Here is a 16,046-nt window from a genome sequence, read left to right as displayed (position 1 = left end):
CATGCCCAAGGCAATCAACCGCACATTCGCCGGCGCGCTCGCCGTCTCGCTGGGGCTGTCGCTGGCAGCCTGCGGCGGCATGCCGCAGAATGCCAGCCTCTATTCGACCAAGCAGCCGGTGGTGGAACGGACCAATTACACGCTCGACCTTCAGTCCGGCGCGGGCGGCCTGCCGATTTCCGAACAGCAGCGCCTGGCCGACTGGTTCGAGACAGTGGATCTGCGCTACGGCGACAGAGTCGCGATCGACGATGCCACCGCCAGCGGCCCAGTGCGCGAGGCGATCGGCAAGCTCGCCGCCCGGCACGGCCTCCTGCTCAGCGAAGGCGCCCCGGTTACGGTCGGCTTCGTCCAGCCCGGCACCGTGCGGGTCGTGGTGACGCGGTCTGTCGCGGAAGTGCCCGGATGTCCCGACTGGTCCGCAAAATCGGACATGAATTACGCCAACGGCACCCATCCCAACTACGGCTGCGCCGTCAACAGCAACATGGCCGCGATGGTCGCCAACCCGGAAGATCTGATCAGCGGACAGACCGGAACGGGCGAGACCGTGATCATGAGTTCGAGCAAGGCGATCAACAGCTATCGCGAGCAGGCTCCGACGGGCGCGGGCGCACTGACTTCGTCGGCCACCGGAGGAAACTGAACCATGAACGCACCCTGGAAACCCAGCGGGAACCGCGATCCCTTCGCCGCCTTCCTGTGCGACGAGGCGGCGCTCGACATCGTGCGCCCGGTCGTTGTCGAAATGGGCTGGCAGCCGGAAAAATGCGCCCGCGGGGGACTGCGCAACGCCATCCAGTCGCTCTCCGTCACGGCGAGCCCGAATATCCTGATGGTCGATCTGTCCGAAAGCGGCGATCCGCTTAACGACATCAATGCCCTGGCCGAAGTCTGCGAGCCGGGCACGGTCGTGATCGCGATCGGCCAGGTGAACGACGTGCGCCTCTACCGCGATCTGCTCGCCAGCGGCATTCACGACTATCTGCTGAAACCCCTCTCGGCCGGTCAGCTTCGCGACGCGCTCAACCAGGCCCAGGCGGTGTTCGCGGCGCCGCGTCCGAACGATCCGGCGACGGCCAAGCGGCACATCTCGACCGCGGTCGTGGGAACGCGCGGCGGTGTCGGCGCCTCGACCCTGGCGACTTCGCTCGCCTGGCTTTTCAGCACCGATCACGACCTGCCGACCGCGCTGTTCGATCTCGACGTGCACTTCGGCACCGGTGCGCTCGCGCTCGACCTCGAACCGGGTCGCGGGCTGACCGACGCGATCGAAAGCCCCAGCCGCATCGACGGGCTGTTCATCGAGCGCGCGATGATCCGCGCGAACGACAATCTCGCCATCCTTTCGGCCGAGGCACCGATCAGTGCCCCGCTGATGACCGACGGCTCGGCATTCGTGCAACTGGAGGAGGAATTCCGTCAGGCGTTCGAGATGACGGTGATCGATCTGCCCCGCAACATGCTGATCAATTTTCCGCATCTCCTGGCGGAAGTGAACGTCGTTGTCCTGGCGACCGAAATGACGCTTGCCTCTGCGCGCGATACGATCCGCATCCTGTCGTGGCTGAAGACCAATGCCGCGCACGCCCAGACCATCGTCGTGGCGAACAAGGTGCAACCCGGCGTGACCGAAATCAGCAAGGCGGATTTCGAAGCGTCGATAGAGCGCGCGATCGATTTCGCCGTCCCGTTCGACCCGAAAGGCGCCGCCAATGCCGCCAAGCTGGGCCAGGCATTCGTGGATGCGAACCGGGCGAGCAAGGCCGGCGCGGCGCTGCGGCAGGTGGCCGAGCGGGTTATCGGCGCCAGCGACGACGGGGCGCTCGACGACGAACCGGCCAAGACGTCGCTTCTCGGCAGCTTCGATTTCAAGTCGCTTCTGGCCAAGAAGGGCAAGAAAGTCGCGGCTCCGGCCGAGTGACCGGAAGGAGCGGCCGGCTGCACGGATAACCGCCCGCAGCCGGCGGGGAAAGGCAGGACACGCGCATGAATATCATCCAGCTTCTGCTGGTCGGCTGCGGGATCATGGCCCTGATGGTCATCGGCTATATGCTGGTGGCCGGCCCTTCCGCCGCGAAGGCGGCGCAGCGGCGGATCGACGCGCTGCGTTACCGCCATTCGGAAAGCACCGATACCAAGGTCGAATCCCAGCTCAAGAAGGCGATCGCAGCGCGCAAGCCCCCCGTCCACAGGGTCGCCGGGTCCACCTCGCGGATCGACGCGCTCGCCCTGCGGCTCGACCGCACGGGCAAGAAATGGACCGTGTCCCAGTATATCTACGCCTCGCTGGGGCTTGCCCTGGCAGTGGCGGTCGTCGTCTATCTGCGCTCCGGCGCACCCTTGCTGTCGCTCGGCCTGGGCCTGCTGCTGGGTGCGGGCATTCCGCACCTGGTCGTAGGCCACCTGATCAAGAGGCGCACCAATGCCTTCAACGCCCGCTTCCCGGATGCCATCGAACTGCTTGTTCGCGGCCTGCGTTCGGGCCTGCCGGTGACCGAAACCCTGCAAGTCGTGGCGCAGGAAGTACCCGGACCGGTCGGGATCGAATTCAAGGGCGTCGTCGAGCGGATCAAGATCGGCCGTTCGATGGAAGAGGCGCTGCAGGAAACCGCCGATCGCCTGGCGATCGCCGAATTCAACTTCTTCTGCATCGCGCTCGCGATCCAGCGCGAGACCGGCGGCAATCTCGCGGAAACGCTTTCCAACCTGGCCGACGTTCTGCGCAAACGCTCGCAAATGAAGCTCAAGATCCGTGCGATGAGCTCGGAATCGAAAGCCTCCGCCTATATCGTCGGCGCTCTGCCCTTCATCGTCTTCGGCCTGATCTGGTGGATCAACCCCGGTTACGTCGGCGGCTTTTTCGAAGACGACCGGTTGATCGTCACCGGCCTGGGCGGCCTGGTCTGGATGTCGATCGGCGGGTTCATCATGGCCAAGATGGTCAGCTTCGAGATCTGAACGAGGACGACAGGACATGCCCGATACGCCACCCGGCCCCACGCTCCTCGGCTTCGACGTCATCCTCGTCGGCTCGATTCTCGCCGGTATTGCCGCCGTCGCCGTGATGCTCGCAATCTATGCCGCGGTGACGGTGAAGGACCCGATGGCTCGCCGCGTCAAGGCGCTCAACGCGCGTCGCGACGAACTGAAGGCGGGCATCGTCAAGGTCAATGCGCGCAAGCGGCAAAGCCTGGTCCGCAAATCCGAAGGCACGGAGCGGGTCAAAGACACGCTGGCCGGCATGAAAGTCCTTCAGCAAAGCCAGATCGAGAGCATCCAGCAGCAGCTGGCGCACGCCGGTTACCGCAACAAGGAACTGGCGGTCTACGTCGTGGCGGGCCGGATCGTTCTCCCCCTGCTGCTCGGCGGGCTCGCCTTCGTGATGATCTATCTGGTCGACTACTTCCCCGACTGGGGCGGTATGAAGCGTTTCGGCGCGGTCGCCGCCCTGTTGATCCTCGGATACAAGGGGCCGGAAATCTTCCTCAAGAACAAGGCGAGCAAGCGCACCGACATCATCCGCAAGGGCCTGCCCGATGCGCTCGACCTGCTGGTTATCTGCGCCGAGGCCGGCCTTACGGTCGACACGGCGTTCAACCGGGTCGCCAAGGAACTGGGCCGCGCCTATCCCGAACTGGGCGACGAATTCGCGCTGACCGCGATCGAGCTGTCGTTTCTCACCGAACGCAAGATGGCGTTCGAGAACCTTGCCTATCGCGTCGATCTGGAGGCGATGCGCGGGGTGGTGACCACGATGGTCCAGACCGAACGCTACGGCACTCCGCTCGCTTCGGCGCTGCGCGTCCTGTCCGCCGAATTCCGCAACGAACGCATGATGCGCGCCGAAGAGAAAGCGGCGCGCCTGCCGGCGATCATGACAGTGCCGCTGATCCTGTTCATCCTGCCGGTCCTGTTCATCGTGATCCTCGGGCCGGCAGCCTGCTCGATCGCCGACGCTTTCGCCTCCAATCCCGGGCGCTGACCCGTCCGGCGTTCGGCGCGACGGTGCGGCTTACCCTGTGGCGGGATCGTCGAAATCGTCTTCGGGATCGAGCTCGCCCGCGCGTTCGCGCACCCGCGAGAGCATACGGCTGAACGTCGCGCGCTCTTCGGGCGTGAAGGCGGCGAACAGGCGCTGTTCCATCTCGCGCGCAAGCGGCATGATGCGGTCGTACATCGCCCTGCCCTCCCCGGTAAGCGCGAGGTGGTGCGATCGGCCGTCGGTCGCATTGGGCTCACGCGCCACCAGGCCGCGTTCCTCGAGGCTGCGGCAGGCACGGTTGACCGCCACTTTGTCCATAACCGTGCGGATCGCCAGCTCGCGCTGGGTCGCGGAGCCGGCATCGCCCAGAACCGCCATGATCCGCCATTCGGGGATGCGCAGGTCGAACTGGTTGCGATAGACTTCCGCAATCCGGTTGCTCGCCGCGTTCGAGGCGATCGACAGCTGATAGGGCAGGAATTCGTCGAGCTTGGTCGGGCGGTCCGTGGAAGTCATCGGATGGTTTCTAAGGCAACCGGTCGCCTTGGCAAGCCGGCTAACGATATTCGGGCTCGTCCCACCATGGGTAGAAATCGGGCATGTCGCGCGTCGGCTGCATGGGGAAGGCCGGCGCGCGCTTTTCGAGAAAGCTCGCCACGCCTTCGGCGGCGTCGGGTGTCCGGGCCATCGAATAGATCGCCCGGCTGTCCACCCGGTGCGCTTGCATCGGGTGGTCGGCGGCCGACAGGCGCCACATCATCGCCCGCGTCAGCGCGACCGATACGGCCGAGGTATTCGTCGCGATTTCGCGCGCAAGCGCCCGCGCTTCGCCCAGCAGTTTGTCCGCCGGATGGACCGACCGCACCAGACCGGCATCGAGCGCTTCCTGCGCGTCGAAAATGCGCCCGGTATAAGTCCACTCGAGCGCCTGCTGCATGCCCACAAGGCGCGGCAGGAACCAGCTGGAGCATGCTTCCGGCACGATCCCGCGGCGCGCGAAGACGAAGCCGTAGCGGGCGGTGTCGGCCGCCAGGCGGATGTCCATCGGCAGCTGCATCGTCGCGCCGACACCCACGGCGACGCCGTTGCAGGCCCCGATCAGCGGCTTGGTCGCGTTGAACAGACGCAATGCCAGGCGCCCGCCCCCGTCGCGCACGACAGGGTCCGACAGGTCCTCCACCGGCTCCTGCGAGGCAAACGGCGTCGCCCCATCCTCCGGCGTCAGGTCCGCGCCGGCGCAGAATGCCCGATCGCCGGCCCCGGTGAAAATCACCGCCCGCACCCCGTCGTCGCCATCGATCGCATCCATCGCGTCGACGATTTCGTCCATCATCGTCCGGGTGAAGGCATTCATCTTTCCCGGACGATCGAGCGTGATCGTGGCGATCCCTTCGTCGATGTCGAGCCCGATCTGGCTGTAGCCGCTCATCGTCCTCTCCCTTGGCCTTCTCCCCTGCCAACCGCAAGACACGGACCGCCCTCTACTTTGTGCAGGCGCGGAAACGGCCGGATCAAAGGCGCCGGTTCTCGTCGTCCGCCCCCTTGAAGCAGCAGGGGCGGTGCGGGAAGGCGATCAGCGCGGGGCCATGCGGATCGCCCCGTCGAGCCGCACATCCTCGCCGTTGAAATAGCCGTTCTCGATCATGCACAGCGCCAGCTTGGCATATTCGTCCGGGTTGCCGAGCCGCTTGGGAAACGGCACCGAGGCCGCCAGTGCTTCCTTCACCTGCGGCGGGGCGGCGTTCATCAGCGGGGTGTTGAAGATGCCCGGCAGGATCGTGTTGACGCGAATGCCCTCGCCCATCAGGTCGCGCGCGATCGGCAGAGTCATGCCGATCACCCCGCCCTTGGACGCCGAATAGGCGGCCTGGCCGATCTGCCCGTCCTCGCCCGCGACGCTCGCGGTGTTGACGATCGCCCCGCGGTCGCCGTCGTCGCTCAGCGGCTCGAGCGTCATCATGCCCGCGGCCGACTTCGCGATGCAGCGGAACGTGCCGACCAGGTTGATCTGAATCACCCAGTTGAACGCGTCGAGCGGGAAGTGGCTGATCTCGCCGGTCTGCTTGTCGCGCTTGGCGGTCTTGATCGCATTGCCGACGCCCGCGCAGTTGACCAGGATGCGCTCCTGCCCGTGCGCCTCGCGCGCCTTGGCGAAAGCGGCGTCGACCGAAGCCTCTTCGGTAACGTTGCATTCGCAGAACACGCCGCCGATCTCCTCGGCGACCTTGGCCCCCTTTTCCTCCTGCAAGTCGAAGATCGCGACTTTCGCGCCCTTGGCGGCGAGCGCGCGCGCCGTGGCCTCGCCCAGGCCGGATGCGCCGCCGGTTACGACTGCCGGGGTATTGCTGCTGACTTCCATTGCTTCATCCTCTTCCTGATCCCCCGCAAAAGGCAGGGGCATCGTGCGATAATGTCTGAGAGCCCCGCTTATGCCGGGACTTGCGAGCGGTTCAAAGCGCCTCGACGATGGTGACGTTGGCGACGCCGCCGCCTTCGCACATCGTCTGCAGACCGTAAGTCTTGCCGCGCGCCTTCAGCGCGTGGATCAGCGTCGCCATCAGCTTGGTCCCGCTGGCGCCCAGCGGATGGCCGAGCGCAATCGCGCCGCCATTGACGTTGAGCCGGTCCGGGTCCGCCCCGGTATGCTTCAGCCAGGCAAGCGGCACCGGCGCGAAGGCCTCGTTGACTTCGAACAGGTCGATCCGGTCGATCGTCATGCCGGCCCGCTGCAGCGCCTTGTCGGTGGCGAACAGGGGTTCTTCCAGCATGATGACGGGATCGCCGGCGGTGACCGTCAGGTTGACGATCCGCGCCAGCGGGGTGAGGCCCTGTTCCTTCAGCACCTTTTCCGAAACGATCAGTGCGGCGCTCGACCCGTCGCAGATCTGGCTCGACGTCGCTGCAGTGATCGTGCCCTTCTCGCTCAGCAGCTTGACCGACGCGATGCTTTCCAGCGTGGCGTCGAACCGGATCCCTTCGTCCACCGTGTGCAGTTCCGTGCCCTCGGGGGTCTCGATCTCCACCGGGACGATCTCCGCGTCGAAGGCGCCCGCCTCGGTCGCGGCGATTGCCTTGCGATGGCTTTCGAGCGCGAACCGATCGAGATCGTCCTTGGTCAACCCGTGCTTGTCCACGATCATCTCGGCGCCCATGAACTGCGACCACATGACGCCGGGATACTTTTCTTCCAGCCCCGGCGACTTGTAGGTGCCCAGCCCTTCCTTCATGTGAAATGTCGCGGTCGAGCCCATCGGCACGCGGCTCATGCTCTCCACCCCGCTGGCGATCACGACGTCCTGCGTGCCGCTCATCACCGCCTGCGCGGCGAACTGGATGGCTTGCTGACTCGACCCGCATTGCCGGTCGATCGTCACTGCCGGGGTGGATTGTGGCAGGGTCTTCGATGCCAGTACGGCGTTGCGGCCGACGTGCATCGACTGCTCGCCCGCCTGGCTGACGCAGCCCATGATTACATCGTCGACGCTCGCCGGATCGATCCCCGTGCGCGCGACCAGGGCATCGAGCGCCTTGGCGGCGAGATCGACCGGATGCACCCCGGCGAGCCGACCGCCGCGCCGCCCCCCGGCCGTCCGCACCGCATCGACGATGTAAGCTGCTGGCATAGTTCCCTCTCAAGTTTCGTTTTGCCACCGGTTACGCAGCAAGTTGGCCACGGTCAAGCGCGCCAGCGGCACGGTTGCGCAGGAAAACTGCGCTTTTTCCCAATGTTGCAAAATGGCGACATGTGTGGCCAATCTTTCACGGGCGCGCCATTTGGATTTGCGAGGCGCGCCAAGGTGGCGCATCCCTGTCCCCAGCGGGGCGAGCGTGTGGAGTGCACCCTCGTTCTCACGCATAAAATGAAGTCCGCAATCGGGCGGATCCAAAGGGGATAGAGATCTCATGAAGAATTCAACCATTCTCAAGGCCAGTGCAGCGCCTCTCGCGCTCGGCCTTGCCCTGTCGAGCGCTCCGGCGTTCGCGCAGGATGCCGAGGGCGAAGCGGCGGCCACGACCCCCGTGACCGGTCCGACGATCGTCGTCACCGGTTCGCGCATCACCAATCCGAACCTCGAACAGTCGAGCCCGGTCCAGGTCGTTTCGGCCGACGACATCGCGATTGACCAAGCGACCAACGCGGAAGAACTGCTGGTCGACCTGCCCGGCGTGGTCCCGGGTTTCGGCAATAACGTCAACAATGGCAGCGGCGGCTTCGCGGCGCTGAACCTGCGCGGCCTGGGCACGAACCGGAACCTCGTGCTGCTCGATGGCACGCGCGTGGTGCCCAGCACGCTGACCAGCACGACCGACCTTAACATCATCCCCGTTGCCCTTGTGGAGCGGGTCGAAGTCGTCACCGGTGGCGCTTCGTCGGTCTATGGTGCCGACGCGATCGCAGGTGTTGCCAACTTCGTTTTGAAGAACGATTTCCAGGGCGCCGAGATTTCCAGCACGATGGGGATTACGGAACGCGGTGACGGTCGTCGTTTCCGCACCGACGTCACGCTGGGTGCCGGCTTCGACGATGGCCGCGGCAACGTCGCGCTGAGCCTGGGTTACCAGAACGTCAACCCGGTCCTGCAAGGTGATCGCGAAATCTCGCGCAAGACGCTGTTCGTCGGCGGTCAGGAAATCGGTTCGGGCACCTCGGTCCCGACCCGGATCAATGGCGACCAGTACGATCCCGAGACGGGCACGCTGGTTGACACCTACAACACCTTCAACTTCGCTCCGTTCAACTACTTCCAGACTCCTTTGGAGCGGTTCAACGTCTTCGCCACCGGGAGCTACGAAGTGACCGACGGCGTCGAGCTTTACACCAAAGGCATGTTCACAAAGGCAACGGTGCAATTGCAACTCGCGCCTTCGGGCCTGTTTGGCGATGCCTACCAGTTCCCGCTGAACAACCCGTTTCTGACCGACTCGATCCGCAACAGCATCTGCGCTGAGAACGACATCGACCCGGCGACTTGCGCTGCGGCTGGCGCCGCCACGGATCCCAACGATCCGAACTACATGGAAGTGCCGACCACGATCAATCGCCGCCTTGTCGAGATGGGGCCGCGTCAGACCGACTATACCACCAATCAGTTCCAAGTCTGGGCTGGTGTTCGTGGCAACCTGACGTCGCTACTCGAATACGACGTTTACGGCACGTACGGCGAATCCGACCGTAACCAGCGGAACCAGAACTGGGGCCTCAAGTCGCGCGTCCAACAGGCTCTTCGTGCCAACGATGCCAATACCTGTTCGGATGCATCGAATGGCTGTGTTCCGATCAACTTGTTCGGTGACGGCCAGTCGATTTCGCCGGAAACCGTAGCGTTCATCAATCAGCCGGCCGGCAATACCGTCTCGACTTCACTCGCCGTGGTCAGCGGCAGCATCAGCGGCGACCTGACGGAAGAAGGCTTCCTGGGCGCCCAGACGCCGATCGGCATCGCCATCGGCGCCGAGTACCGCGACTATTCCGCGTCGCAGATCTCGGACGTTTCCTTCGGTACGCAGGACGAAGTTCTGGGCACCGGCGCACCGTCGCCCAGCTATTCGGGCGGCTACGACGTCAAGGAAGTGTTTGGCGAGGTTATCATCCCGCTGATCGAGGATTCCTTCATCCGCAGCGCCACGATCGAGGCCGGTCTGCGTTATTCGGATTATTCGAATACGGGCGGCAGCCTGACTTGGAAGGCCGGTGGCAGCATCGAGCCGTTCGACGGTTTCAAGTTCCGCGGCATCTACCAGAAAGCCGTTCGCTCGCCGAACATCGCGGAGCTGTTCCTGCCGGTCACGACGGGCCTCGCCACTCTGGCTAACGATCCCTGTCAGGGCGCCGCGCCGGCCAACGACGCAACCCTGCGCAGCATCTGTCTGGCTCAGGGCGCCCCGGCCAGCTCGATCGGCTCGATCCCGGCGCCTTCCGCTGGTCAGGTGAACGCGACCAGCGGCGGCAATCCTGATCTCGATGTCGAAACGGCCAAGAGCTATACGCTCGGCGTCGTTCTCACGCCGAGCTTCGTGCCGCGTTTGGTGATCACGGCCGACTACTACAACATCAAGATTGAGGACGCGATCACCACGCCGACCACGAACGACATTCTCGATCCGTGCTTCGGCCCGAACTTCGATTCGCCAAACCCGTCGGCTCCGGAATGTGCGCTCGTCGGGCGCAACCCACTCAACGGCTCGCTCAACGGTGGTGGCGAAACGACCGGCCTACTCCTCGCTCTCACGAACCAAGGCACGATCAAGACGAGCGGCGTGGATGCCCGTATCACCTACGGCATGCCGACTGGCTTCGGCGGTCTGGACTTCGATTTTGGTATGAATTGGGTGGACCAGATCAGCTTCAATGGCCGGGAATGCGTCGGTCAGTACAGCTCGAACTGCAGCTTCTTCAACGGCGAAATCGTTCCCGAATGGACGGCCAACGGACGCGTTACCGCCAATGTGGATGACTTCGGCGCGATCTCGCTGCGCTGGCGCTGGATCGACAAGGTCGTGTACGAGAAGGGGCTGTCGACTGACGGCATTCTGGAGGATTATCTGGAGATCCCGTCGGCGCACTACTTCGATCTGAACGTCCGGGCCGATGTCAACGACAATATGGACCTCACCTTCGGTGTGTTCAATTTGTTCGACAAGGATCCGCCGAACGTCAGCTCGTATATCGGCACGACCGCCCAGAACTCGGGCAACACCTATCCGTCGACCTACGATGTGCTGGGACGCCGTTTTTCGGTTACCGCACGTCTTCGCTTCTGATCAGAAGCATAACGACGGCAAGAAGCGGAACGGCGGGCCTTGTGCCCGCCGTTTTCTTTTTGCGTCGTGACAAGCGCAGTCGCCCCCGATATGTTTATTCTCGTTCTCATCGAGGGAGGAACTAGTGCGAATTTCGACTTGTCTCGCCGTGCTCGGAGCTATGGGTGCAGCGTTGGCTACACCATCATCGGCAACAGGTGCGACGATCTTGCCAGTCGTTCTCGCTCAGAGCTCGCCTCAGGCAACCGCAGAGGCGAACGACGAAAAGGCCGATCCGAACACGGTCGAATGCCGACGGCTCAAGGTCACGGGTTCGCGCATCAAACGCAAACGCATTTGCATGACCCTGGCACAGTGGGAAGAACAGGGTCGGCAGTCTCGCAGGATGGCGACCGACATTCAGGATGCTGGCTTGATCGATCCCGGGGGCGATTCGGGCGGGTGAGCCAAGATCGGGCATTCTCAAAATGGTCCTGAATTGCCAACCGGCGACGAACACCTGATCAGGGCCGCGATTGCCGCGCGCAACGCCGGCGATGCGCGCGAATGGATCGCTCGGCTGGAAAGGCGGCTCGACGAGGCACCCGACAACTCGCGTCTCTGGCACACACTCGGAACGCTCCACCGTGCTGAGCTGGAAACCGAACAGGCGATCGCCGCCTTTTCTCGGGCTCTCCAGCTCGATGCGGCAAGCGCGGTCACCGCCCATGCGCTGGCGCGCGCTACGCTTGAGGCGGGCCGGCCAGCCGTCGATCTTTACGACGCAGCGCTCGCCCTGGCCCCCGCCGACGGCACGATCCTCGTTGGGCGGGCTGCCGCGCTGTCGGCCGAAGGCCAGGCCGGGCGAGCCATAGAGGAACTCCGCACGCTTCTGCATTCCAACCCCCGCTGGGCCGACGGTCACAAGCACCTTGCCGAAATGCTTGTTGCAGAAGGGCGCGCCGACGAACAACTGGCGACGCTCGATGCCGCGATAGGCCAGTATCCGCGCGACCCCCAGCTTCGCGCGACGCGGCTCGATATCCTCTACCGCGGCCAGCAATTCGCCGAGCTTGCCGCCTTCGCCGAGGCTTGCGAACGCGCCTTGGGTGCAAGCGACGGTCTCACCATCTACAAGGCCATTGCCCTGTCCGAACTTGGCCAGTCGGCAAAAGCCGACAGTTTGTTCGCATCGATCCTGCCCACCAGCTCCCCGGAACTGGCAAGCCACGCGATGCGCCATCATCTGCGCTGCGGCCGACCGGAAACCGCGGCGACCATCGGCGAGGCTTTGCTGGATGCTCCGGGTTCGAACCATGTGTGGTCCTGGCTGGGCACCGCCTGGCGCCTTCTGGGCGACAGTCGCGCAGAGTGGTTCTACAGACCCGATCTCGTGCAGACTTTCGCCTTGCTCGATGGGGAACAACTCGAAAGGCTGGTGGAACTCTTGCGAGGCCTGCACCGCACCCGGTCGGCACACCTGGGCCAGTCGGTTCGCCAGGGTACGCAGACCGATGGGCCGCTCCTTGCCCGGACCGAACCCGAGATCGTGGCCTTGCGCAAGGCGATCGTAAGCCAAGTGGCCTTCTACATGGCCGCCCTGGTCGACGATCGAACGCATCCCGTCCTGGCCGCCAAGCCATCCCGCCCCCGCATAGCCGGCTCATGGTCGGTGCGCCTGCAGGGCGGCGGCTATCATGCGAACCACGTTCATCCCGAAGGATGGATCAGCGCGGCACTCTATTTCGTGACGCCCGACAGCGCAGCCGACGATCCGCACGCGGGATGGCTATCGCTCGGCGAACCACCGAAGGAGCTCGATCTGGCGCTGGAACCGCTGCGCCTGATCGAGCCCGTTCCGGGAAGGCTGGTGCTGTTTCCTTCGACAACCTGGCACGGCACACGCCCCATCGATGGGGGAGAGCGCCTCACTGTCGCCTTTGACATAGCTCCGGCCCCACCCCCTGCGAATCACGGTGAGTAACGCCGTCGAAAACTGCATTCGATGGCGGCCGACTGTTGCATTTTCGCTACATCGCGACGCGAACGTTTCGGAGGTAACCTGTTTTCATTTGCGACCAATCCCATGCTATCGCATCGGTTGTTTCTGAACAGGCCGAAAGCTTCGTGCGTCCGGCATGTTTGACGACCTAACCAGCGCGCCATTCCTTCGGCGCATCAGGGGGACTGAACAGCATGAAATATCCACGACTAGTTGGCGGCAAGGCACGTCTGTTCGCCGGCGTCGGCGTGGCAGCCCTGTCGCTCGCCGCATTCGCAACGCCCGCGTTCGCGCAGGATGCCGAAGTCAACGAGGAAGCCGAAGACCTGGTAGCCCCGGCAGCGGCCGAAGAGGCGACCATCGTCGTGACGGGCTCGCGCATCCGGCGGCCCGAGATCGTCGGCACGGAGCCGACCACCTCGCTCTCCAACGAGTACTACGAGGCCCGTAACATCACGAACACCGCGGACGCACTCAACGAGCTTCCGCAGTTTCGTGGCAGCGTCTCCCAGCGCGGCGACCAGGCCAGCTTCGGCGCCGGCGTGAACTTCGTCAACACGTTCGGCCTCGGTTCCAACCGTACGCTGAGCCTGGTGAACGGCCGCCGCGTCGTTTCGTCCAACCTGCCTTCGCTGTTTTCGGCCGGCGGCCCCGGCGTTCAGGTCGACCTCAACATCATCCCGACCGTCCTGATCGAGCGTATCGACAACGTCTTTGTCGGCGGCGCGCCCGTTTATGGTTCCGACGCCATTGCCGGCACCGTCAACATCATCCTCAAGGACCGGTACGAAGGCCTGGAGCTTTCGGCAAACACCGGAATCACCGAGCGCGGCGACGGGTTCAACTACAACGTTTCGGGCGTCTTCGGGCAGAACTTCGACGATGACCGCGGCAACGTCACCGTCGCCCTGTCCTACGACGATGCGGACGGAATCCGTGGTTCCGAACGGCAGCACGTCCGCGACAACGTCGGCTTCCTGAATAACAACTGCGCCCCCGGTAGCGACCAGCCTGCGGACGACGGGCGGATCAATCCCAACATCGGCTGCAACACCGGCCCCGACGATGGCGTGCCGGCACGCGTTCTTTTCCCGAACGTCATGTCGCCCTATCTCTCCACCGGCGGCGTTATCACCAGTGCCGGCTTCGGCCTGGCCTTCGGCCGCGACGGGAACATCATCGACAACATCTTCCCGGGCACGAACCTCACCGGGTTCTTCGGCACCGGTCTCAGCCCGACAGCTTACGACACGGCTGATCAGACGAACCTGACCGCGACGCTCGAACGTTTCACCGGCAACCTGTTCCTGACTTACGAACTGGTACCCGGCCTCGAGTTTTTCGGCGAAGGTCTCTACTACAAGAGCCGTTCGATCGAGGAAGGCAACAACCCGTCGTTCAACACGTTCGTGTTCGATCCGGGGGTCAGTGGCGGCCTCACCTATGACGTTGCGACCAATCCCTTCCTGACCGACCAGGCGCGCCAGACGCTCACCGACCTGGGGCTGACGTCGTTCAACGTGTCGCGTTCGAACGAGGACCTGTTCGACAACGGCACCATCACCGAAAGCGAACTGAAGCGCGGTGTCTTGGGCGTGCGGGGCGACTTCGGTGGCCTGTTCGACCGTCGCTGGAACTACGAAGCCAGTTTCAACTACGGCGAGAACGAGATCGAGAACTTCGGTCGGGAAATCAATCAGCAGCGTTTCATCAACGCCGTGAGCTACACCACGGACGTCAATGGAAACGCCGTCTGCACGACCACGCCGGCCGTCCCCGTGGCACCGAGCCAGGCCGTGCAACCTGTCGCTGACCCGAACTGCGTTCCGCTGAACCTTCTCGGTGTCGGCGTGGCCAGCCAGGCCGCCCTCGACTACATCAGCGAAGACGTGGTCGAAGTCGCCAAGATTCGTCAGATCGTCTTCAACGCGAACGTCGGTGGCGATCTCTTCGATCTCTGGGCCGGACCGATCGGCTTCAACGTCGGTTTCGAATATCGCGATGAAAGCGCGGCGTTCACGCCTTCCAGCTTCACCCTCAATGGTGAAGGCCGCGGCGCGGCCGTGGCAGCGATTTCGGGCAGCTACGACGTCAAGGAAGTCTTCGGCGAGATCCTGGTTCCGCTTGCCGGGCCAGAGAACAACATCCCGCTGCTCTACAGCGCCGAGGCATTCGGCCGTATCCGCTACGTGGATAACAGCGTGAATGGCGGCTTCACGGCCTACGCCGTGGGCGGCACGATCGCTCCCATCCGTGATGTGCAGTTCCGCGGCAACTTCACCCGGTCGTTCCGTGCGCCGGCGATTACCGAGCTGTTCCTGCCGCAGAGCCCCACGTTCGTGCGACCGCCCGACCTGTGTACCGCATCGGCGATCGACTCGGGCCCCGTTCCCGAAACGCGCTCGGCCAACTGCAGCGCCTTCCTGGCGGCCACCGGCAATGATCCGGCCACTTACACCCTCCTGGCGGCTCAGGCCTCGGTTGCCGGCCTCAACGGCGGTAATCCGAACCTAGAGAACGAGAAGGCTGACAGCTTCACGTTCGGTGTTATCGTCCGCCCGCGCTTCGTGCCGGGGCTGACGATCACCGCCGACTACATCGACATCGAGATCGACGGACCGATCGCGAACCTGGCGGCTGCCGATCTCGCGAGCGGGTGCTTCGACAACGAGAACTTCGATGCCAGCGATCCGGTAAACGGCAATAGCTTCTGTGAAGCGCTGGGCTTCGGTCCGGACGGCCAGATTCCGAACGATCCGTCGAACCCGGCGGTCGTCTCCGGCTTCGTGAACGGCCAGTCGATCCTCTTCGAAGGGATCACCGGTGCGCTCGACTACGGTACCGATCTCTCGGGTCTGGGCCTGCCGGGCTCGATCCGGATTGGCGGCGACATGCTCTACGTAAAGCGTCGGATTGAAGACATCACCGGCGTTGCCCCGCAGCGCTCCGATGGGATTCGCGGCGACCCCGAGTTTTCGGGCCAGGCGCGCCTGATCTACTCGCTCGACAACTGGGGCATGGGCATCTTCGCCAACTACACTGGCGAGCAGCTCTATTCGCGGTTTGACCGCGGGCCGAGCCCGAACGATACGCGTGAGATCGACGAGTTGGACGATTACGTCACCGTCAATCTCAACACGTACTTCGAAACCGAGAACGGCTTCCGTTTCAATTTCGCGGTGACCAACCTGTTCGACCGGATCGGCCAGAAGTACTACGGTTACATCATTCCCGGTTCGGAGAATGATGACGTGGGTCGTCGCTTTAGCATCGGCGTTTCGAAGAAGTTCTGATCGAACCGAAGCGCCCAATGCGCAC

At 64.0% G+C, this 16,046-nt stretch carries 11 protein-coding genes; 7 read left to right on the top strand and 4 right to left on the bottom strand.

The window, feature by feature from the left end; genetic code table 11:
- Nucleotide 1 precedes the first annotated feature (1 nt).
- The 4 genes from V5F89_RS06750 to V5F89_RS06735 all read left to right on the top strand — a co-directional run bounded on the left by V5F89_RS06750 (nucleotide 2) and on the right by V5F89_RS06735 (nucleotide 3,985).
- The gene (locus V5F89_RS06750) at nucleotides 2-646 is read left to right on the top strand and encodes a CpaD family pilus assembly protein (RefSeq protein WP_338444902.1); all 645 of its coding nucleotides are present in this window, start codon (nucleotides 2-4) and stop codon (nucleotides 644-646) included.
- Nucleotides 647-649: 3 nt separating this feature from the next.
- Complete coding sequence (locus V5F89_RS06745) at nucleotides 650-1,924, top strand: pilus assembly protein CpaE (protein WP_338447473.1); 1,275 nt, start codon at nucleotides 650-652, stop codon at nucleotides 1,922-1,924.
- A gap of 65 nt (nucleotides 1,925-1,989) precedes the next feature.
- Nucleotides 1,990-2,961: a type II secretion system F family protein gene (locus tag V5F89_RS06740; protein ID WP_338447472.1), complete on the top strand. Its 972-nt coding sequence runs from the start codon at nucleotides 1,990-1,992 to the stop codon at nucleotides 2,959-2,961.
- A 16-nt stretch (nucleotides 2,962-2,977) separates the two neighbouring features.
- Nucleotides 2,978-3,985, top strand: a complete 1,008-nt coding sequence (locus tag V5F89_RS06735) for a type II secretion system F family protein (protein ID WP_338447471.1) — start codon at nucleotides 2,978-2,980, stop codon at nucleotides 3,983-3,985.
- Nucleotides 3,986-4,015: 30 nt separating this feature from the next.
- On the opposite strand, the gene V5F89_RS06730 is transcribed toward V5F89_RS06735, so the two are convergent.
- The 4 genes from V5F89_RS06730 to V5F89_RS06715 all read right to left on the bottom strand — a co-directional run bounded on the left by V5F89_RS06730 (nucleotide 4,016) and on the right by V5F89_RS06715 (nucleotide 7,608).
- Nucleotides 4,016-4,501, bottom strand: a complete 486-nt coding sequence (locus tag V5F89_RS06730) for a MarR family winged helix-turn-helix transcriptional regulator (protein ID WP_338447470.1) — start codon at nucleotides 4,499-4,501, stop codon at nucleotides 4,016-4,018.
- Between the two features lie 40 nt (nucleotides 4,502-4,541).
- Entirely contained in the window at nucleotides 4,542-5,414 is an 873-nt protein-coding gene (locus V5F89_RS06725; protein ID WP_338447469.1) for a crotonase/enoyl-CoA hydratase family protein, read from the bottom strand.
- Nucleotides 5,415-5,558: 144 nt separating this feature from the next.
- Nucleotides 5,559-6,344, bottom strand: coding sequence for an SDR family NAD(P)-dependent oxidoreductase (locus V5F89_RS06720; protein ID WP_338447468.1), 786 nt, complete (start codon nucleotides 6,342-6,344; stop codon nucleotides 5,559-5,561).
- 91 nt (nucleotides 6,345-6,435) lie between these two features.
- A complete protein-coding gene (locus tag V5F89_RS06715; RefSeq protein WP_338447467.1) occupies nucleotides 6,436-7,608 on the bottom strand; it encodes an acetyl-CoA C-acetyltransferase in 1,173 nt (390 codons plus the stop codon).
- A 280-nt stretch (nucleotides 7,609-7,888) separates the two neighbouring features.
- Here V5F89_RS06715 and V5F89_RS06710 point away from each other — a divergent pair, with 280 nt between their 5' ends.
- The 3 genes from V5F89_RS06710 to V5F89_RS06700 all read left to right on the top strand — a co-directional run bounded on the left by V5F89_RS06710 (nucleotide 7,889) and on the right by V5F89_RS06700 (nucleotide 16,021).
- Nucleotides 7,889-10,747, top strand: coding sequence for a TonB-dependent receptor plug domain-containing protein (locus V5F89_RS06710; protein WP_338447466.1), 2,859 nt, complete (start codon nucleotides 7,889-7,891; stop codon nucleotides 10,745-10,747).
- Nucleotides 10,748-11,225: 478 nt separating this feature from the next.
- The gene (locus tag V5F89_RS06705; RefSeq protein WP_338447465.1) at nucleotides 11,226-12,710 is read left to right on the top strand and encodes a 2OG-Fe(II) oxygenase family protein; all 1,485 of its coding nucleotides are present in this window, start codon (nucleotides 11,226-11,228) and stop codon (nucleotides 12,708-12,710) included.
- A gap of 383 nt (nucleotides 12,711-13,093) precedes the next feature.
- A complete protein-coding gene (locus V5F89_RS06700; protein ID WP_338447464.1) occupies nucleotides 13,094-16,021 on the top strand; it encodes a TonB-dependent receptor domain-containing protein in 2,928 nt (975 codons plus the stop codon).
- Nucleotides 16,022-16,046: the final 25 nt, after the last annotated feature.

Source organism: Pelagerythrobacter marensis (assembly GCF_036700095.1).
GTDB lineage: Bacteria > Pseudomonadota > Alphaproteobacteria > Sphingomonadales > Sphingomonadaceae > Pelagerythrobacter > Pelagerythrobacter marensis_A.
This window is presented reverse-complemented; position numbering and strand designations above follow the sequence as displayed.

Excerpts from the sequence above, each read along its gene's own strand:
- V5F89_RS06750 (WP_338444902.1), top strand. The coding sequence starts at position 2 with ATGCCCAAGGCAATCAACCGCACATTCGCCGGCGCGCTCGCCGTCTCG.
- V5F89_RS06745 (WP_338447473.1), top strand. The coding sequence starts at position 650 with ATGAACGCACCCTGGAAACCCAGCGGGAACCGCGATCCCTTCGCCGCC.
- V5F89_RS06740 (WP_338447472.1), top strand. The coding sequence starts at position 1,990 with ATGAATATCATCCAGCTTCTGCTGGTCGGCTGCGGGATCATGGCCCTG.
- V5F89_RS06735 (WP_338447471.1), top strand. The coding sequence starts at position 2,978 with ATGCCCGATACGCCACCCGGCCCCACGCTCCTCGGCTTCGACGTCATC.
- V5F89_RS06730 (WP_338447470.1), bottom strand. The coding sequence starts at position 4,501 with ATGACTTCCACGGACCGCCCGACCAAGCTCGACGAATTCCTGCCCTAT.
- V5F89_RS06725 (WP_338447469.1), bottom strand. The coding sequence starts at position 5,414 with ATGAGCGGCTACAGCCAGATCGGGCTCGACATCGACGAAGGGATCGCC.
- V5F89_RS06720 (WP_338447468.1), bottom strand. The coding sequence starts at position 6,344 with ATGGAAGTCAGCAGCAATACCCCGGCAGTCGTAACCGGCGGCGCATCC.
- V5F89_RS06715 (WP_338447467.1), bottom strand. The coding sequence starts at position 7,608 with ATGCCAGCAGCTTACATCGTCGATGCGGTGCGGACGGCCGGGGGGCGG.
- V5F89_RS06710 (WP_338447466.1), top strand. The coding sequence starts at position 7,889 with ATGAAGAATTCAACCATTCTCAAGGCCAGTGCAGCGCCTCTCGCGCTC.